Source organism: Citricoccus muralis, from assembly GCF_029637705.1.
In the GTDB taxonomy this organism is placed as follows: Bacteria; Actinomycetota; Actinomycetes; order Actinomycetales; family Micrococcaceae; genus CmP2.
In genome coordinates this window covers 1580491-1599426 of record NZ_CP121252.1, presented here as the reverse complement: position 1 = coordinate 1599426, position 18936 = coordinate 1580491, and the positions used below count along the sequence as shown (strand labels likewise).

General features: G+C 63.4%; 16 protein-coding genes and 4 tRNA genes. 8 read left to right on the top strand and 12 right to left on the bottom strand.

Annotation, left to right across the window (positions count from 1 at the left end; translation table 11 throughout):
- Positions 1-2: 2 nt before the first annotated feature.
- The gene (locus P8192_RS07330) at positions 3-866 is read right to left on the bottom strand and encodes a cytochrome (protein ID WP_278155813.1); all 864 of its coding nucleotides are present in this window, start codon (positions 864-866) and stop codon (positions 3-5) included.
- 156 nt (positions 867-1022) lie between these two features.
- Here P8192_RS07330 and P8192_RS07325 point away from each other — a divergent pair.
- From P8192_RS07325 to P8192_RS07305, 5 genes are all read left to right on the top strand, one after another.
- Positions 1023-1096, top strand: a tRNA-Gly gene (locus P8192_RS07325).
- A 14-nt stretch (positions 1097-1110) separates the two neighbouring features.
- Positions 1111-1181 (top strand) — tRNA-Cys (locus P8192_RS07320).
- Positions 1182-1245: 64 nt separating this feature from the next.
- Positions 1246-1317: transfer RNA gene (locus P8192_RS07315), tRNA-Val, on the top strand.
- Positions 1318-1341: 24 nt separating this feature from the next.
- Positions 1342-1415 (top strand) — tRNA-Gly (locus P8192_RS07310).
- A complete protein-coding gene (locus tag P8192_RS07305) occupies positions 1382-1963 on the top strand; it encodes a GNAT family N-acetyltransferase (RefSeq protein ID WP_278155811.1) in 582 nt (193 codons plus the stop codon). The genes P8192_RS07310 and P8192_RS07305 overlap by 34 nt, the downstream gene beginning before the upstream one ends.
- A gap of 19 nt (positions 1964-1982) precedes the next feature.
- On the opposite strand, the gene zapE is transcribed toward P8192_RS07305, so the two are convergent.
- Positions 1983-3041, bottom strand: a complete 1059-nt coding sequence (gene zapE, locus P8192_RS07300) for a cell division protein ZapE (RefSeq protein WP_278155809.1) — start codon at positions 3039-3041, stop codon at positions 1983-1985.
- A 263-nt stretch (positions 3042-3304) separates the two neighbouring features.
- On the opposite strand from zapE, the gene P8192_RS07295 reads away from it, so the two are divergent.
- Both P8192_RS07295 and P8192_RS07290 read left to right on the top strand, forming a co-directional pair.
- Positions 3305-4216, top strand: coding sequence for a sulfurtransferase (locus P8192_RS07295; protein WP_278155807.1), 912 nt, complete (start codon positions 3305-3307; stop codon positions 4214-4216).
- Positions 4217-4286: 70 nt separating this feature from the next.
- The gene (locus P8192_RS07290) at positions 4287-4745 is read left to right on the top strand and encodes a SufE family protein (RefSeq protein WP_278155806.1); all 459 of its coding nucleotides are present in this window, start codon (positions 4287-4289) and stop codon (positions 4743-4745) included.
- Positions 4746-5176: 431 nt separating this feature from the next.
- Here P8192_RS07290 and P8192_RS07285 read toward each other — a convergent pair whose 3' ends face one another.
- The 8 genes from P8192_RS07285 to P8192_RS07250 all read right to left on the bottom strand — a co-directional run bounded on the left by P8192_RS07285 (position 5177) and on the right by P8192_RS07250 (position 14741).
- Positions 5177-5395, bottom strand: a complete 219-nt coding sequence (locus P8192_RS07285) for a hypothetical protein (protein ID WP_278155804.1) — start codon at positions 5393-5395, stop codon at positions 5177-5179.
- A 626-nt stretch (positions 5396-6021) separates the two neighbouring features.
- Positions 6022-6765, bottom strand: a complete 744-nt coding sequence (locus P8192_RS07280; protein ID WP_278155802.1) for a GOLPH3/VPS74 family protein — start codon at positions 6763-6765, stop codon at positions 6022-6024.
- A gap of 7 nt (positions 6766-6772) precedes the next feature.
- Positions 6773-7411 carry a phosphatidylinositol phosphate synthase gene (gene pgsA / locus P8192_RS07275; RefSeq protein WP_278155800.1) on the bottom strand — a complete coding sequence of 213 codons (639 nt, stop codon included), beginning with the start codon at positions 7409-7411 and terminating at the stop codon, positions 6773-6775.
- Between the two features lie 4 nt (positions 7412-7415).
- Positions 7416-8060 carry an HIT family protein gene (locus P8192_RS07270; RefSeq protein ID WP_278155798.1) on the bottom strand — a complete coding sequence of 215 codons (645 nt, stop codon included), beginning with the start codon at positions 8058-8060 and terminating at the stop codon, positions 7416-7418.
- A gap of 16 nt (positions 8061-8076) precedes the next feature.
- Positions 8077-9987: a threonine--tRNA ligase gene (gene thrS / locus P8192_RS07265; RefSeq protein ID WP_431521171.1), complete on the bottom strand. Its 1911-nt coding sequence runs from the start codon at positions 9985-9987 to the stop codon at positions 8077-8079.
- Between the two features lie 190 nt (positions 9988-10177).
- Positions 10178-10906, bottom strand: a complete 729-nt coding sequence (locus tag P8192_RS07260) for an AMIN-like domain-containing (lipo)protein (protein WP_278155794.1) — start codon at positions 10904-10906, stop codon at positions 10178-10180.
- A complete protein-coding gene (locus tag P8192_RS07255; RefSeq protein WP_278155792.1) occupies positions 10903-14415 on the bottom strand; it encodes a DNA polymerase III subunit alpha in 3513 nt (1170 codons plus the stop codon). Before P8192_RS07255 ends, P8192_RS07260 begins: the two co-directional genes overlap by 4 nt.
- On the bottom strand, positions 14412-14741 hold the full coding sequence (locus P8192_RS07250) for a DUF6504 family protein (RefSeq protein WP_270105345.1): 330 nt from the start codon (positions 14739-14741) through the stop codon (positions 14412-14414). Before P8192_RS07250 ends, P8192_RS07255 begins: the two co-directional genes overlap by 4 nt.
- Before the next feature lie 184 nt (positions 14742-14925).
- Here P8192_RS07250 and P8192_RS07245 point away from each other — a divergent pair, with 184 nt between their 5' ends.
- Positions 14926-17070 carry an alpha/beta hydrolase family protein gene (locus P8192_RS07245; RefSeq protein ID WP_278155789.1) on the top strand — a complete coding sequence of 715 codons (2145 nt, stop codon included), beginning with the start codon at positions 14926-14928 and terminating at the stop codon, positions 17068-17070.
- Here the strand turns inward: P8192_RS07245 and P8192_RS07240 are convergent.
- Together P8192_RS07240 and P8192_RS07235 are read right to left on the bottom strand one after the other, a co-directional pair.
- Positions 17062-18078, bottom strand: a complete 1017-nt coding sequence (locus P8192_RS07240) for an arsenic resistance protein (RefSeq protein WP_278155787.1) — start codon at positions 18076-18078, stop codon at positions 17062-17064. The genes P8192_RS07245 and P8192_RS07240 overlap by 9 nt on opposite strands.
- Positions 18075-18869 (bottom strand): SOS response-associated peptidase, encoded by a 795-nt coding sequence (locus P8192_RS07235; RefSeq protein ID WP_278155786.1) that lies wholly within the window; start codon positions 18867-18869, stop codon positions 18075-18077. Before P8192_RS07235 ends, P8192_RS07240 begins: the two co-directional genes overlap by 4 nt.
- Positions 18870-18936: the final 67 nt, after the last annotated feature.

Sequence of the window (18936 nt, the reverse complement as noted above, 5' to 3'; positions counted from 1 at the left end):
TCTCACCCTACCGGCTGATTGGTCGACGACGGCGGGGGCGCGATCGGCCGAAGAGCTTGTCCGGCACGTTCGGCCTGCTGCCCGTAATCCCAGGCCTGGCGCAGCGACCAGAACCGACGCCAATACTCTGGAAGGACCTGCGGGTTCGCCTGGTACGCGACCACCTCGGTCTCCCCCACAGCCACACCCATCAGGATGGCTGCGTCAGCGTGTGCCCAGGGACCCCAGGTCCCAGCCTCAGGATCGATCAACGATTCTTCGGCTTTCAGCCCGGCCACCAGCTGCATCACAACCTTCGGGTCCAGGGTTTTGACCCGACCGTTACGGTCGGTCCCCTTGGTTTTGTAATCGATGAGGCAGGTACGTCCACCAATCGACGCCACCAGATCTAATGTTCCGGCGTATCCCACGCTCTGGTTCCACACCGTGACTTCGGCGGCCAGGGGGCGCACCTCATAGAGGTCCCACCACTCATCGAAACGATCGGCGAAAGCAGACTCGTTGTGCTCAGCTAATGCCGATCGGGCGCCGCTCATGTCATGAGGTTCCCCCAGGGCCCGCAGAGCTACCTGCTCCGCGTACTGATGCACTCGGTCTCCGCGTGCGGCGGCATCGTCTCGGAACCGTTCGGCAGCCGAGCTAGCATGACGTGCCAGAGTCTTCAGCTGTCCCGGAGCATTCACCGCGGTGGGGAGCCGGGGATCATTGATGACCGCTTGGGCAGCCATGTGTCCGGCCCAGCCAGTCAGGTCCGCTGGTTGTTGAGCGATCACCGTCGTGATAGACGGTACCTCCGGCACGCCGCTGAGTGTGCGCGAATACATGCGCCCGAATTCCGTCTGATGCGCCAGCAGTGGTTGAGTCATAGCCAGTATTGTCGCAAAAAATCGAGACTTTCCACCGCCCGAATCTCCACTCGACACACCGGCCTGTACGTCGATTGGACGACGGGCGAGAATCTGTATTAGAGTTGCTACTCGTTGGAATACGGAGATCGAAGTTCTGATCACCGGATGTCCCCCGCGGATGTAGCTCAGTTGGCTAGAGCGCCACCTTGCCAAGGTGGAGGTCGCGAGTTCGAATCTCGTCATCCGCTCGCAGCACCTCAATGGTGGGGTGGCCGAGAGGCGAGGCAGCGGCCTGCAAAGCCGTTTACGCGGGTTCGAATCCCGTCCCCACCTCGCATGAAGCCAAAACAACACTGGTTCTGCACTACTCAAACGATCGGGTCACCGATCGGCATGAGCGCGATTGGCGCAGCGGTAGCGCGCTTCCCTGACACGGAAGAGGTCACTGGTTCGAACCCAGTATCGCGCACAAAGCATTATGTAGAATGCTTTTGCGGATGTAGCTCAGTTGGCTAGAGCGCCACCTTGCCAAGGTGGAGGTCGCGAGTTCGAATCTCGTCATCCGCTCGGATAACCCCGTTGGGATCACCGATATCGGTGAGATCGGCGGGGATTTTTCGTTCCGGCTTATTTCTATCTCGGAAGACAGTGCTGAAATGAAGGCACGCACTCACCGTGACGCCGAGGGTTCTCTGCTCGACGACTTCCTCTATCTGGCCATTCACGTTCCTCCTGGCGATCCCATGCCCCCGCGCAGCATCACGAAGACACCGGAACTGAGCCGGTTCGTGTCGAATTTCGGCCATGCAGGAGATGTAGCGCTCGTGGCTGAGGATTGCGGGAAACTGGTCGGCGCGGCCTGGTCCCGGTTGTTTCCCGACGAGGAACCGGCGTATGGCACGATCGATGCGGCCACGCCGAATCTAGCCCTCGCCGTAGCGCCCGAACATCGCCGGAACGGGCTGGGCACAGCCTTATTGGAAGGCCTATTCCGGAAGCTCACCGAAGCTCGCTACTCTCGCGTGTCGCTGTCCGTGGACACCACCAATCGGCACAACGACTCTAAGAACACATGGGGTTTATTACCCATCATGTCGCGAAGTCAGAACGGGTGATGGTCTGGCGGCTTCCGCCTCAGCTGTGATCGGCGAGCTGACCTTCGCGAACCAGCGCCGTCATCCTGGAAACCGTGCGGAAGTACTTCTTCATGTATCCGCTGGCCATCATTTCCTCAGTGAAGAGTTGATCGAAGGGCACACCGGAAGCAATCACCGGAACGTCTTTGTCGTAGAGGCGGTCCGCGAACACGACGAAACGAAGAGCCATCGCCTGTTCGGTGATGGTGTGCACGTTGTGCAGAACCAACACATCGATGTCCTTGACCAGTTCCCGATACCGGGACGGGTGTACGCGCGACAGATTGGCGGTCAGGGCTTCGAAATCGTCCTCAGCCACCACACCGGCCGTCGGGAAGTTCTGACCCAGCACGCCCTCCAGTTGCTCATCAGGCAAGGGTGAGGGAGCCTCGACCAGGCCTCGATGGCGGAAGTCCTCACCGTCGACTCGCAGTACCTCGAACTGATCGGCAAGGACCTGGATCTCGCGTTTAAAGTCCTGGGCGGCAAAGCGGCCCTCCCCTAGTGCGCCGGGCAGGGTGTTGGACGTGGCTACTAGTCGTACGCCGGCGTCGGCCAGCTCACGCATCAGACGCGACATCAACACGGTGTCACCCGGATCATCGAGTTCGAACTCATCAATACACACCAGCGTGTAGTCCTTGAGCACGTCGACGGTCTGGCGGAAGGACAACGCACCCACCAGGTTGGTGTACTCAACGAAAGTACCGAAAGCCTTGGGACCGGGAACTGCGTGCCAGAGCGAAGCCAGCAAGTGGGTCTTTCCCACACCGAACCCGCCGTCCAGGTAGAGACCGGTGGGCTCCGATGAAGCCTTCTTCTTGTTCGACTTCAAAAACCCGAATAGTCCGCCCGATTCCTTCGACTTGCGTCCCTGAATGGATGCCGCGAACCGCTGTAGTCGTTCCACCGCGCCCGCTTGTGAGGGATGAGTCGGATCCGGAATGTATGTATCGAAGGACACTTCCCCGAAACGATAGGACGGGTGGAATCCCGAGAGCAGTTCTTCGGGGGAAACCAGAGGGCTCCGCTCGGCGAGGTGGACGATCTCGGGCACAGTGCAGTTCCATTCATCAGTTGAGGGGTAGTGCGCGACTCAACTCTACAGCGCGGGCAGGGTAACGGGAGTTTTCTACCCGGACAGCCAGACTCGTGGAATGCCGTAGGTGCTGTATGGCGTTGTATGAATCGAATGAGGTTTCCCAACGTGTCTCCGTTGGGAACTATTGCCTAGGCTGGACAGTACTCAGCGGATGCTTCCGACCGGCACCATCCTGACGGCAAACAGGCACCCGAAGCCAACAGAAAGGCAGCGCTTCCATGACGACGCTCAACAATGCAGACCGCGCCCCCATCGAGGACAGCGAGTACGCCCATCCCGAGAAGCTGGTCTCGACCGAATGGGTTGCAGCGCACAAGGACGAGGCCAATGTGGTGATCCTAGAGTCCAACGAAGACACCTTGTTGTACAACACCGGGCACATACCGGGTGCCATCAAGATCGATTGGCACACGGAGCTCAACGATCCGGTGACCCGCGATTTCATCGGTCCCGAAGAATTTGCCCGTGTAGTCGGTTCCAAGGGAATCACCCGCGACACGACCGTGGTGTTCTACGGCGACAAGTCCAACTGGTGGGCTGCTTATGCTTTGTGGGTCTTCACTCTCTACGGCCACCCGGACACACGCCTCATGAACGGCGGACGCGACAAGTGGCTCGCTGAAGAGCGCGAGGTCACCAAAGAGGTCCCTCCTGTCGAAGCAGTCGACTACCCCGTGGTCGAGCGGGACGACACCACCGAGCGCGCGTCCCGCGAAGACGCGTTGAACAGCATCGGGAATCTGCCGCTCATCGACGTGCGTTCCTTCCCTGAGTACACCGGTGAGACCACGCATATGGCCGGCTACCCCCAGGAAGGCACTTTGCGTGGCGGTCACATCCCGACCGCTGCCTCCGTTCCGTGGGCCAAGGCCGCCCGAGAAGATGGCACCTTCAAGTCGCGTACTGAGCTCGAGGAAATTTATCGGGACGAGGCCGGTTTAGGGACCGTGGATCAGGTGATCGCGTACTGCCGTATCGGCGAGCGTTCGTCCCACACGTGGTTCGTGCTCCGTCACCTTCTGGGCTATGAATCCGTGCGGAACTACGACGGTTCTTGGACCGAGTGGGGTAACTCGGTGCGCCTGCCGATCGTCGTGGGCGAGCAGCCCGGCGAAGCGCCGCAGCGATAATCAGACACTATGCTGGGGTGCGTGCCATCACGCACCCCAGCAATTTTTCATCGTTAGTGGAGGAACCACCGTGACCGACGCGTCCATTCCTGCGGCACTCGCGAACATCTTTGAAGACTTTCAAGAGGTCCCAGAGGCCGAGCGCCTGGAGCTGCTCTTCGAATTTTCCGAAGAGCTCCCCGAGGTGCCGAGTCGCTACGCTGGTCACGAAGACCAGATGGAACAGGTCACGGAGTGTCAGACCCCGCTGTTCTTGGCGGTCGAGTTTGATGAGTCCACCAATCCGGACGATCCTGCCACGACGCTGATCATCTCGGCTCCTGCCGAGGCGCCGACCACACGTGGCTTCGGCTCCGTCATCGTTCAGGGGCTGTCAGGGCTACCTGCGTCTCAGATTCTCGGCGTACCTGACGACGTACCCAACCGTCTTGGTCTCAATCGGGCGCTCACCCCGTTGCGTCTGCGTGGTATGAGCGCCCTCTTGGGACGGATCAAACGCAACATCACGGAGCATCTCGCTGGCGCCTGATCCGTTCCGGTCACTTAGACGGACTTCTTCACCACTGAGTAGTTACCCAAGTAATCAGTGGTTTTATGCCATGACCAGGTGTTGAAGCTGCAGGGTTCCACGAACTCTTTGTAGCCTTGCTGCTCGTAATTGTGCACAGCCCAGTGAGCTTGTTATTGCATTCGGTGGCATCGGCTCCGGTTACTTCGGCGGCAACCTGTGCAGGTGCAGCAAACGCTACGCCTCCGAGGACAGCCAAAGCGGCTCCAGCTCCAGCGATACGCTGAGTGAACTTCCTGATCTCTTCCTCTCCGCCACCGTGGCTCCTCGACGGTTCTTGGTTCACCGTTACCGCAGAGTCTTAGTGAAGCATCCGAGTGGAGTGAAGTGAAGTGGATAGCAATCAGACATTTAAACCGACGCGTTGATTGTTACCAGAACTCAAACCACGACTATTCTTCGACAGGACCTCGAAGGGGGCGGTCTTCGATAGGCATATATTTGTCCCATGCAGGATCAGCGTAGACATCCGGAAACCGCGCGTTTACAAGTTCCATGACTTGCCCGACTAATTGACCATCAGCTTCACTCATCTCCCCGTAGCGTACGCGGGTGAAATCAATTCTTGCTGGGATGTCCAACGCATCGAGGATTTGCCAATACTTCTTCATGAGCTCAGGTGACCGAATCGTTCCACTCGGTGCTACTGGCACATCCAGGCTAATTCCCTACACGGAATCGCTCACCCGTTCCCATCCCCCGCCATCGACGTCGATTCACCGGGCTTGATATTCATGGGGCCAAAATCACCGCACCTGACGCTGACGGAAGAAATTTCCCCACTCGTGCTAATCGTCCAGTACCCAGTACTCTTCCCATGACCAGTGGTCAAGAAGAAGCTTCCGACAGAGTAGCCGGAGTCTTGTGGGATTCCATCCAACTGCAACGAACTGTTTCCGGGGGAACCCAAGAATCCTTCGACAATAATTCGTTCTGGATGACTGCAAGACAGACGACCACCAGCTTAAGACACAGAAGAGTGTGCTGGCGGAGACCGCAGAAGGACGGCGGCAATCGACACGCAGGTTGCAGAAATCCTATGAAGCGTTTTCATCGCAAGTCCACACGTTCATCATAAGATGAACATTTACCGTTATGGCTCTCTCAGATTTTTGTCATCGACGAAACGGTACCCGCGCGGACTTGCGCTTCCGATTAACGTCACCTTGCCCGTCGTTTAGTGCGGTCGTTCACCACATATGAGTGCCTACCAGGTTGACCAATTGACAGCACGTTCTCAGGCATTCAGCCCGGAGGGACCGCCTCGAGTGGCGACGAGCTGCTCAGAAATCGCGTTCTCTACGGCGTGTAGCGATTCGTAGATCGATTTCTCCTGAGCGGATTCCAAGGACTCGTATTTTTCCTTCAGTAGATCAGTGATTTTGGGCCGACGGGATTCAGGGGAAAGCCGCTCCAACAGTCCAGTGACATGCATCAACGACAGCAACGGCCAGGTGACTAGGTCCAGCGGTTCCTCACGGTTCATCACGACACCCAGCCGCACTTTGAGGTCCAGCTCGTAGAAAGTCTCGTTCTTGAAGTGGCGGGTACGTTTCAGCAGCCCGAAGCGTCTGATCTGCTTCACCTGGATGGCTCCGCGCTCAACCAGGGCCTCGACCACGACCTCTCGTAGTTGGCGGGTAGCCAGTCGGTTCACCCACTGCTCCGCGTCCATGGGTTCGGGGGCATCGTTCATCAGCGACAGCACGCGATCCAGCGGATGTTCCAGCGCGTTTTCGGGCTGCCACCCCTCGGGAGCGTCTCCCGCGTCCAGAATCGATGCAGGGTCCTCCGCAATCTCGACACGGTTTTTCGTGACCACGATCCGTCCTCGACGAGCTAGGTCTGCCAGCACCGCTCCGGCAAGCCCCATGTTCACGTCGTGTTCGGTCACACGAAATCGCCCGCCGGAATCCAGCGCCAGGAGCAGAAAATACTCAGGGAGGTTGAACGGGCGACCCGTGTTCTCGGTGGTGGTCATGGCGCCATTATTCCCCAGCGGCCGACGTTCCGCTCACAGGACCAGGGTGGAGTTGTTGGCGGACACGCATGATTCGCTGGCCGACCGTGAAGATGGAAGCCGCCGCCAGCAAGAAAAGCACCACGGTGAGCACCATCGGGTGCAATCCCAGTCCGGTAAACCCGGTGAACACCAGGGTGGCCACCATACGTTCGGGGCGCTCCGCGATTCCGACGTCGGCGTCGAGTCCCATCGCCTCGGCTTTGGCTCGCACGTAAGACACGAGCATGCCGGACACCAAGCAAATTCCGGCCGCCACGGCGATCACCGGGTCATCACCGGCGCCGAAGTACCAGAAGATCAACCCCAGAAACACGCAGGCGTCTTGGACCCGGTCGAAGGTGGAATCCAGGAACGCACCCCAGGGACCGGTCTTGCCCGAGAGCCTGGCCATCACACCGTCGATGAGATCGGAGAACACGAACAGAGTGATCACCACGGTGCCCCAGAAAAGTTCACCCACAGGGTAGAAGATGAGGGCTGCGAGCGACACCCCGGCGGCCCCGATGACGGTGACCATATTGGGGGTAAGGCGCAGGGCCAGCAACAGGCGGGCCACCGGCGTGAAAATCCTAGTGAACAGGGCGCGGGCGTACTTGTTGAGCATGTTCTCAGTCGCCCCGCCCCGGTGCCGGCGCCGAATCACGGTCCGTCTGCTTCCGGTCGAATTCTGCGGCCGCTTCGTCCCACACGGCGTGCAGGGTGGCGTGGAGCTGATCGAGGCTGGCGGTGATGTTCTTGGTCTGAGCGATGATGGGCAGGAAGTTCCCGTCACCATTCCAGCGCGGCACGATGTGCTGGTGCAGGTGCGCGGCAATACCTGCTCCCCCGGCGGTGCCCTGATTCATACCCAAGTTGAACCCGGCCGGTCGGCCGGAGGACCGCAACGCGGTCATGCCGATTTGGGTGAGCCGAGCGAATTCCGTTGTCTCTTCGACCGTGAGATCCGTGTAGTCGGGAACGTGACGGTAGGGGCAAACGAGCAGGTGTCCCGGATTGTAGGGGTACACGTTCATCACCACGAAACAGGTTGTCCCGCGGGCAATGATGAGTGAGTCGGCGTCGTCGCGTTGGGGTGCCGCGCAGAACGGACAGGAGTCCCGGTCTTTGACCTGGTGCTGTCCGCGGCTCACATAAGCCAGCCGATGCGGGTTCCACAGGCGGTCGAAACCGTCCGGGGTTCCGGGCAGTTCGAAGTCGTCGACTCGGTGCTCCCCCGGAGCAGACGAGCCAAAAGCATCGTCCGCTGGTGTCATCGGCTCATCGCTCATACTAGGCGGAGGGCTGACGGTCTCGCACGGCGGCCACGATGCGCTCGATGGCGTCGTCCACGGCGACACCATTGTCTTGGCTTCCGTCACGGAATCGGAAGGACACGGCCCCGGCTTCGGCATCCTCGCCACCGGCGATGAGCACGAAGGGAATCTTTTCCTTAGATGCGGTGCGGATCTTCTTGGGGAATCGATCGGAGCTGGTGTCGAGTTCTACCCGGATGCCTTCGGCGCGCAGCTTGTCCACGACCTCACCGAGGTAGTCATTGAATGCCTCGGCCACCGGAATGGCGCGCACCTGCACCGGGGCCAGCCATGCGGGGAATGCTCCGGCATAGTGCTCGGTGAGCACACCGAGGAAGCGCTCGATGGAGCCGAAGAGGGCGCGGTGGATCATCACCGGACGCTGACGGCTACCGTCTGCGGCCTGGTATTCGAGGTCGAAGCGCTCCGGCAGGTTGAAGTCCAGCTGAATCGTGGACATCTGCCAGGTACGACCGATGGCGTCGCGGGCCTGGACCGAGATCTTCGGACCATAGAACGCCGCACCTCCTGGATCCGGAACCAGATCGAGACCGGAAGCAGTGGCCACTTCCTCCAGGGTGCGGGTGGCTTCATCCCACGCCTCATCGGTGCCCACGAATTTCTCGTTGTCCTTGGTGGACAGTTCGAGATAGAAGTCGTTGAGCCCGTAGTCCTTGAGCAAGTCCAGCACGAAGTTCAGGGTGCTGGTCAGCTCGTCCTTCATCTGCTCGCGGGTGCAGTAGATGTGGGCGTCGTCCTGGGTCATCCCGCGCACACGGGTGAGCCCGTGGATGACACCGGACTTCTCGTAGCGGTAGACCGCACCGAACTCGAACAGCCGCAGCGGAAGCTCACGGTAGGAACGTCCACGAGAGCGGAAGATCAGGTTGTGCATAGGGCAGTTCATCGGCTTGAGGTAGTAGTTCTGCCCCTGCCGGGTGATTTCGCCGGTGACGGGATCACGCTGCTCGTCGATGTGCATGGGAGGGAACATGCCATCGGCGTACCAGTCCAGGTGTCCGGAGATCTGGTACAGGTTCTCTTTGGTGATGTGCGGGGTGTAGACGAACTCGTAGCCCGCCTCGGTATGGCGGCGTCGGGAGTAATCTTCCATCTCCTTGCGGATGATGCCACCCTTGGGGTGGAACACGGGTAGCCCGGAGCCCAGCTCGTCGGGGAAGGAGAAGAGGTCCAGCTCGGAGCCGAGCTTGCGATGGTCACGGCGCTCGGCTTCAGCGATGCGTTCCTGGTAGGCCTTCAGGGCTTCCTTGGTGGGCCAGGCGGTGCCGTAGATGCGCTGCAGCTGCTTGTTCTTCTCATTGCCGAGCCAGTAGGCGGCGGCCGAACGAGTCAAGGAGAAAGCGTTGGAGATCAGCTTGGTGTTGGGCAAGTGGGGGCCGCGGCAGAGGTCGCACCACACGGCGTCACCGGATTTGCGATCCACGTTGTCGTAAATGGTGATCTCACCGGCCCCGACCTCGACCGAGGCACCTTCGCCGGCGTTCTCGGCGTCATTCTTCTTGCCTAGCAGTTCCAGCTTGTAGGGCTCGGCGGACATGGCCTCGCGGGCTTCGTCTTCGGTGACGACCCGGCGGGCGAAGGTCTGATTCGAGTTGATGATCTTCTGCATCACCTTCTCGATCTTCTTCAGATCCTCCGGGGTGAAGGGGTTCTCGACGTCGAAGTCGAAGTAGAAGCCGTCGGTGATGTAGGGGCCGATGCCGAGCTTGGCTTCCGGCCACAGCTGCTGGACGGCCTGTGCCATGACGTGGGCGGTGGAGTGGCGCAGGACGTTGAGGCCGTCCTCATCGCTGATGTCGACGCCTTCGATCACGGCGCCGTCGTTGAGGGTGCGGGAGAGGTCCTGGAGTTCGCCGTCGACACGCATCACTACGATGGTCTTCTGTTCGGCGAAGAGCTCGCTGCCCGTGGTTCCGATGGCGACCTGACGCTGCTGGTCGTCGACGGTGATGCTGATCTGGTTTTCGGGCAAGGGATGGTCCTCTCCTGGGTTTTCGACGGGGTGCCATACGGAGGACACCACGCGGCCACAGGTCATTCTACGGCAGGTGCACGGGTTAATCGGTGGCGATGTCGATCACCAGGCGCGCCGGGTTATCCAAGGTGAAGACTCGGTAGGCTCGCTCGGTGTCGAGCCCGATGTAGTAACTGGAGGCGGCCTCGAAGGGTAGGTGCGTGGTGACCCCGGTGACGACACTGGTGTTGAGCTCGGTCACGGTGTAGCCATTGGGCAGGGCGGCGTCGGTGTTGATCTCCTCGTGCCCGGCGAGTCCGACCGGGTGCACGGCCAGGTAGGCGGGTGCGTCCTGGTCGGCGGGGTGGCCGGAGCCGGGGGCCAGTGCCTCGGTGGTGTATTCGGCGAGGAATCCGGGGTGGCCGCTGCCGGCGTGATCAATGACGACACGGTCGAAGCCGTCGTGGGCGGAGGCGCGCACCCCGGTGGGGAACCACCCGGTGCTGGTGGTGTCGGTGTCCGGGAAGTTGTCGGTGCTCTGCTCACCGGTGGTGAAATCGTCGCCGTCGGGGTTGGTGTCCGTTTCGGTGGCGTCCGGAGCGGCCGAGGTGGTCTCCTCCGTGGTCTCGGAGGGGCTCGGGGCTGCGGTGTCTTCGGTGGTAGGGCTGGCCGTGGCCGACGCGGTGGCCTCGGAGGTGCTGGGGGTCGACTCCTCGGGATCGTCTGCCCCGGTGCAGGCGCTCAGGGCCAGGACAGCGGCGGTCAACAGCGCGGTTGCTGCGGTGCGGCTGCGGGTGGGCTGCCACGAGCGGTTCGGGGTGTGCGTCGTCATGTCTCCAGAGTATCCGGTGTGGGCAACATCTCCCAGGTGTCGGGGTGTGGAACGGGGATGGCGGGCAGGCTACCGCGTTTGACGGGCCAGGAGCCAGTGGCGTGATGGGGAACGTCGTCGGGGGCATGGGCGCGGTCCCGACACAGCCAGGCGGTCCACTGATCCCGGGTGGAGTTGAGGTAGTCGGGGTCGGGCAACGTGTGTGGCTGGTGCAGATCCCAGGCACGGATGGCCTGGACGCTGACCGCTCGGGTTCCGGTACGGCGGGTGGTGCCCTCGATGAGCATCAGCCGTGCTGAGAACAGCATTTCCCCGCTCTGATGCTGAGCTTCGGTGAAAAAGGAGGTGTCTACGACCCCGGTGCCATCGTCCACGGAGATGAAGACCACGCGTTTGCCGCTGCGCATCGGCGGGGTCTGGGTGGCCACGCGTACCCCGGCGATCAGCACGCGGGTCTGGCTGCGCAGGGAAAGTAACTGCTCGGCCGGGGTGACGCCGAGAGCGTGTAAATAGGGCTCGTGCGAGTGCATCAGGTGCCCGGTGATGTCCATGGCGGTGAGATCCAGTTCGGAGCGCACCTGCTCGGCCACGGTGGGGTCCGGGAACAACGGGGCCAGTGCGGTGAGTTCGGTATCCGGTAGCTCGAAGCTCAGCTGACCTTCAATGGGCCGGGTGCGCGGTGCGCTGGAGCGCTGATGCGTGAGCTGCAGATGATGCACCAGGTCGGTGCGCGAGGCCCCGCCCGCGGGCAGCAGCCCATCGAGGGCGCCCAGTTCGGCCAGCCGCTCCAGGTTGCGTCGACTGGGACGGGCACGGTCACGAATATCGGCCAGGCTGGTGTAGGGCTGTCCGGCCACCAGTCGCTGGCGTTCGGCCGCGCTGAGCCCGGAGACGGTGGTCAGGGACAGGCGGATGCCCCACCGGCCGCTCTGCTCGATCTCGGGGTGGGCAGGCACCCATTCCATACGCATCTGCTGGGTGGAGCGGTTGATGTCGACCGGTAGCACCGGGATGCCCAGCCGGCGGGCTTCGGCGACCATGAGCCGGCGCGGGTACATCCCCGGGTCGTGCTCCAGAATCCCGGCGAAGAACGCCTCCGGGTGGTGGGTTTTCAACCAGGCCGAATGGTAGGTGGGCACAGCGAAGGCCGCCCCGTGGGCCTTGCAGAACCCGAAGGATCCGAACGCCTGCAACGTGCTCCAGACCGCGTCGATGACGTCCAGCGGGTAGTCACGCTTCAGAGCCTCGGAGCGGAAGAACTCCTCGACCTGGTGCTCGCTGGAGGAACCGATGGCGCGGCGGAACTCATCGGCTCGGGCCAGCCCGCACCCGGTCATGGTATCGAAGGTGCGCAGGACCTGTTCGTGGAAGACGGTGACGCCGTGGGTTTCCTCCAGCACCGGGCGCAAATCCGGGTGCGGGTAGTGGGCGACGTCGTCGCCGTGCCGGTAATCGAGGAAGGGCCGCACCATATCGGATTTCATCGGTCCGGGACGGAACAGGGAGATGTCGATAATCAGGTCGTTAAACTCGGTGGGACCCAGCTTGCCCAGCAGCTCCCGCTGCCCCGGAGATTCGATCTGGAAGCAGCCCAGCGTGTGGGTGGTGCGGATCATCTCGAAGGTGGGTTCGTCGTCGAGTCGCACCTGCTCTAAGTCGATGCTCTCCCCCGTGGTGCGCTCAATTTCTTGGATTGTGTAGGCGATGGTCGACTGCATGCGCACCCCCAGCACGTCGAGCTTGAGTAGCCCCATGGGGTCCATGTCGTGCTTGTCGAACTGACTCATCGGCAGTCCGATGCCGGAGGGTTGCACCGGGGTGCGGTCCAGCAGCGTCTGGTCACTGAGGATCACCCCACAGGGGTGCATGGAAATATGTCGGGGCAACCGGTCCAGGCGCTCGGTGAGGTCTACCAACAAGTCCAGTTGCGCATCCCCCTGGGCGCGCTGTTGCTGCAGCCGGTCGGAGAATCCCCGCAGCTCCGGCATGCGCTCCATGGCCTCGCGGAAGCTGGAGGCAGAGAACCGCCACAGCTGTTTGGCGATCTCGTCCACTCGCTCGGATTCTAGGCCCAGGGCCAACCCGGCGTCGCGGACGGCGCCACGGGCCCGATAGCCGTTCTGCATGCTCATCAGGCTGGTGCGCTCGGTGCCGAAGCGTGCGAAGATCGCGTCGTAGACCTCGTGGCGCCGGGCTGATTCCACGTCGATATCAATATCCGGCAGGGTGGAACGGTCCTGGGAGAGGAAACGCTCGAAGATCAGGTCGTGCTCGATCGGGTCCACCGCGGAGATCCGGAGTAGGTGGTTCACCAAGGAGGATGCCCCCGAGCCGCGGGCTGCCACGCGGACGTTCATCTGCTCGATCATGGAGACCACCTCGGCCACGGTGAGGAAATAGCTGGAGAACCCTAGCTTCTGGATGATCCCCAGCTCATGGTCCAGGCGCCCCAGCACGGAAGCCTCCGCGGGGGTGCCGGGGCCGAGGTATGGGTAGCGCTGCCCCATCCCGGCCAGACAGCGTTCGCGCAGTTCCCGGTACGAGTGCTGCTCCAGCCCGATCACGGAGGCCTCCGGCACGCGGGGTTGCCCCCAACCAATATCGCCGGCCGGGTCGATACGGCAGGCCTCAGCGGTGGCGTGCGTGTCTTCCAGCAGTCGTTGAATCTCGCGCGCCCCGTAGCCGGCGTCGTGCACAATCTCGCGGGCCAGTAGGTGCATCGCCTCCGTGGATTTCAGCCACCCTTGGCCGTTAGGCTGCATATCGGCCACGGTGTCGAGGGAACTTAGCGCCCGGACCGCGTCCAGCACATCGGCGGTGGCCGCGCCATCGGGACTGGCGTAGCGCACCGCATTGGTGAGCACGGCGGGCAGTTCTAGTTCCCGGGCGACCCGGAACATTTTGGCGGCGTGCGCGGCAGAGAGTCGCTGACCGGGGGCGGCCAGGTGGCTCACCACTTCCACCCGCACCCCGCCTAAGGGCAGCGCCTTGCGCCAATGCTTGAGCCGGGTGCGTCCGGCCGCGTAGCGCCGAGATCCCAGCATCCGGCCCACATCAGAATCCGGGCCGATCAGCACGAGCAACCGGGGCGCACCGGGGTCCGGCGCCATGTGCTCGGCCAGCTCGGTCAGGCTCACCCAGGGGCTGCCGCCGGCGGCACCGCCCCGGGTGTGGGCGTGGGCGGCGGAAATCAGCCGAACCAGGGCGTGATAGCCGGCCCCGCCGTCGTGGCCTCGGGCGAGCACCACCACCCGTCCGGCACTCTGTTCTTCGTTCCAGCGCACCGCCACATTCACCCCGACAATCGGGGAGATTCCGGAGGCCAGGCATGCACTCAAGTGTTTGGCCATGCCGTAAAGCCCGTCCCGATCCGTGCACGCCAGCGTCTGGGCACCCTGCGCTGCGGCAGCCTCGACCAGTTCCTGCGGCCAGGACACCCCGTAGTGTGCGGAGAAGGCGCTGGAGACATGCAGGTGCGGGAACGGGGTTGACGCTGTGGCTGGGCTCATGCTGTCTCCCGCAGGGTCAGGGCGCCCGCATCGTGCACGCGGATCAGCCGCCAACGTCCGGAATCCAGGTGGTGGGCGACGTCGATGGTCAGCAGCGGCGCCGTACGGGCTCGGCTCAGCCGTACCTGCAATCGCCAGACCTCGTGATCGACCAGCCCGGCACCGCGGCCGCGCTCGGCCCGGTACTCCTCGGCCCACCAGCGGCGGCGCTCGTACCAGCGCCGCGGCGGTGCGGCCACCGTGTAACTGCGCCCCTGCACTTCCACGTGCAACGGCATGCCCGTGGTGGTGCAGCTGACGGCGACCGACTGTGTGAACATTCCCATGATGTGTACCCCTCTATGCCGTGATTCCCCTAGACGCAGGCAGCGTCAGGGGTGGCGGTGGGAAGTGTGATCGTTGGGAAGGCCGATCGTCCCCTCCAGTCTAAGGGAACATGCGTACCCCCGCCAGTCGACGAATCTAGAACTAGGGTGTGACACGATAAGTCCGCCCCGTAGACTGGCCAGCATGAGCGAACCGCGTGAGACGACAGACACCCCAGATACCTCAACCGCCCCCGATGCCATCACCACCCTGCTCGACGCCGCCCGCATCACCGCGGTGTTGCCCGGGCCTCACGGCCGGATTCTGGCCACCGTCCAACAACTCAATGGCAAGGGCACCGACTATGTGACCCAGCTCCACGAGCTCACCGCCGACGAAATGGCGTCTCCGGGGACCAGCGTGCAACTGACCCGCTCCGATGAATCCGTCTCTGCGGTCTCCCCCCTCACCACCGAGGATTCCGACGGGCGCGTCTACTTCCTCTCGTCCCGCCCCGCTGCAGAGACCGATCCGAACGCCACCGAGCACTCCCCCGGCGCATCTCTCTGGGTGTTGCCCGGCCGCGGCGAGGCACAGCGTCTGCTCACCCGCCCCTGGGGATTCAACGACCTCCGCGCCTCCGAGCGCCATCTCGTCACCACGTTCCGCGTGCACAGTCAGGCCGAGAACGATTCCCAGCACGCCGAGCTGGTGGAACAGCGCACCACGGCCTCGGTCAGCGGCATCCTGCACACCACCTACCCCTCGCGCTACTGGGATCATGATCTGCCCGCCGGACGCACCGTCTTGGGAGTAGCCGAGCTACCCGCCACCGCGGACCAGGCACCCGAATTCCGGTGGGTCGCGCTACCACAGGGCCGGCTGCTGGACTGGGACCTCAGCCGCGATGGCTCGTTCGTCGTCGCTACCCTGCAGCAGAACACCGCTGCCAGTGTGGATGCGACCGTGGCTGTGCGCATCGACCTACCCTCAGGGGAGACCACCGAGCTGATCCGTTCCACCCCCGAGACCTCCGTCAGCACCGGGCAGATCAGTCCGGACGGCACCCGCGTGGTGCTGCACCGTCACCAGCGCTGGACGCCGCAGCAGAACCTGCAGGCCAGCACCCATCTGTTCTCCCTCGACAAGCAGAACGCGCAGAACGAGACCTGGCTGTGGCCCGAGCTCGACCGCTGGGTCGACCCCATCTGGGTCACCAACCGGCAGCTGGCCGCCACCAGCGATGATCTGGGAGCCGGGGCCATCTGGTACGGCGCCGACGACGATGCTGCGCCGCAGCGGATGACTCCTCAGGTCGACACCTACACCGACACCCCCAACACGTTAGTGACCGCCCGGCATTACTCCGGACTGACCACCCTGCCGCGCACGGATGCGACGCTCGACGACACCAACACCACCCCCATCCGCCTGTATGCCCTGGCCGATGCCATCACGCAGGCCCCGGAGCCAATCGTGCTCACACTAGCGACCGACACCGCCGAGATCCTGCCGCTGGCCCACCCCGGAACCCCGCTGCGCTCCCCCGGTCAGTTGCGTTCCGTCACCGCCACTGCCGAAGACGGCACCGAACTGCGTGCCTGGCTGGTCACCCCCGAGGGCCCCGGCCCGCACCCACTCGCGGTGCTGGTGCACGGTGGACCCTGGGGCTCCTGGAACGCCTGGACCTACCGCTGGAACCCGGGCGCCTTCGTCGAGGCCGGCTACGCGGTGCTGCTGCCGGACCCGGCGATCTCCACCGGCTACGGCCAGTCAATGATCGACCGCGGCCAGCAGCAACTCGGTGGCACCCCCTACACCGACATTCTGGCCCTCACCGACGTTGCTCTCCTCCGCCCGGAAATCGACGAGAGCCGCACAGCCCTTGCAGGTGGCTCCTACGGCGGGTACATGGCGAACTGGATGGCCGGCCACACCGAAGACCGGTTCCGTTGCATCGTGACCCACGCCTCGCTCTGGGACACCACCTCGATGGGCCGCACCACCGACAATGCCGAGTGGGACCGGGCCATGGCGGAACAGTCAGCCGAGTTCTCGCCACATCTCTACGCCGAGCAGATCCAGGTGCCCCTGCTCGTCATCCACGGCAACCAGGACCACCGCGTCCCGATCGGTCAGGCACTGGAGCTCTGGCATGCCCTGCACACCCGGACCCCGCAGTTGCTCGACGACGACGGCGCCACCGTCCACCGTTATCTCTATTACCCGGATGAGGGGCACTGGATCCTCAAGCGCGGCAATGCCGAGTCCTGGTACCGCACCGTACTAGACTTCCTCGACGTCCACGTCCGCGGCGAAACGTCTACCCCGCCGGCCACACTAGGCTGAAGCCGTGGACGAGACGCGACGGGGGAACACCCACCGGGGCAGCACCCACAGCAGCACCAGAATCCCGAGTAGCTCCACCAGAGACTGGAACACCACCGCCACGGCTGCTACCTCGGCCCCTGCCGGTAGCGCCAGGGCCACCGGCAGCACCACGAAGGAGTTGCGGGTGGCCAGGGTCATCGTCAGGGTGATCCCCTGCTCCCGAGGCACCCGCGTCAGTCGCGCGAGCACCCAGGCCACCAGCACAGCCAGCACCAGGTAGCCCAGCGCCACCGCCGCGATCCCGGGGAGGCTCCCGGCCGCATCCAGCACGATCCGTGCCTGCGACGCCGCCACCAGGAACAACACGACGGCCAACAACGGCACCGGGGCCACTTCCGCGTGGGCGCGCACCCGGGCCAGCGCCGGGCGGCGCTGGGCCCACCAGGCCGCAGTCGCGCCCAACAGCATCGACCCCAGAATCAGCACGGCAGCCCCAGCCAGGACGCCCGTCGCCGGATTCGCTTCACCGCTACCTGGAATCTCCGGGGCAAACAGCCACAGATACACCGGGATCAGCACCAATTGCGCCATCAGGTTCACCGGGATCAGCGCCGAAGCGGCCGCAGTGTCACCGCCGCTGACATGGGTGAAGGTCATGAACCAGTCGGTGCACGGCGCCACCAGCACCAACAGCAAACCGAAGCGCAGCACCGGATCCTCCGGCCCCAGGTGCACCAGCGCCACGGCGATCAGCGGCATCACGACTGCATTGCCCGCCAGCGCGGCCAGCAGAAAGCGCGGCCGGGCCAGCACACCGGGGAGCTGCGACCACGGGGTCAAGAAGAACACCACGAGTAGCAGCATCGCCAGGACCGGCCACACCAGCACCTCAACGAACGGTCCGACGCCCGGTGCCAGCAGACCAACCGCCAGTCCTAGCATTACCGCGCCGAGATACCACCACACCTGGTGACGCTCGGCCGACGACGGTGCGCTCATCGAGCCTGCGGCGCTCAGCGAACTCACGGCAGCAGCGACTCCTGGGGGCCGCCAGCCACCGGTTCCAGCAATTCGGGACCGTTGTTGCGCACATTGCCCACCGCCGGACCCACCTCGTCCAGCCGCCAACCACCAGCCACCGCAAATGCCTGCTCACGCACCCGCTGCACCAGTGCCTCGGCTTCGTCCGCCGAATCCAGCTTCTCCGGGTTCAGCCACGCCTCCATCATCTCCGGTCCCATCGGCAGCGGCAGCCGGTCATGCAGCCGCCCCAGCTCCCCCAGTACGCCGTCGTGTTCAGCGTCGTCCGGGGAGGCCCCGGTGAGGATCGTCGTCGACAACACCCAGGCGGGCTCCCCCGCTGCTTCCGCTTCCGGGTCCTTCCACCATTCATACAGTCCGGCGAAGAACATCACGGAGTCGTCTTCCGGGTGCACATAAAAAGGTCGCTTCCGCTGGCTTCCCGAGCCCTTCGTTGGTTTCAGCCATTCGTAATAGCCATCCACGGGCACCGCACACCGCCGGGCCCGCACCGCGGAACGGAAGCTCGGCTTGGTCACCACCGTCTCGGAACGGGCATTAAAGGTCCGCGAGGAGAACGACGGATCTTTCGCCCATCCGGGCAACAATCCCCAGCGAGCCCGGTGCAACTCACGCTGCGGGGTCTCCTCCACCAGGCGTTCCAGCACCACGGCCACATCCGCGGTCGGTGCCACGTTGTAGCTCTCCCGCAGTTCGAAATCCGCTTCCGGGGGCACGGCACCAGCCTGCGCCACCAGGTCGCCCACCGCTCTCGCCATCACAAACCGTCCACACATGGGCCCAGTATGTCAGCACTGCCCCGCCGCAAACACCTCCTGACCAAGACGTAACCTTCGTCACACA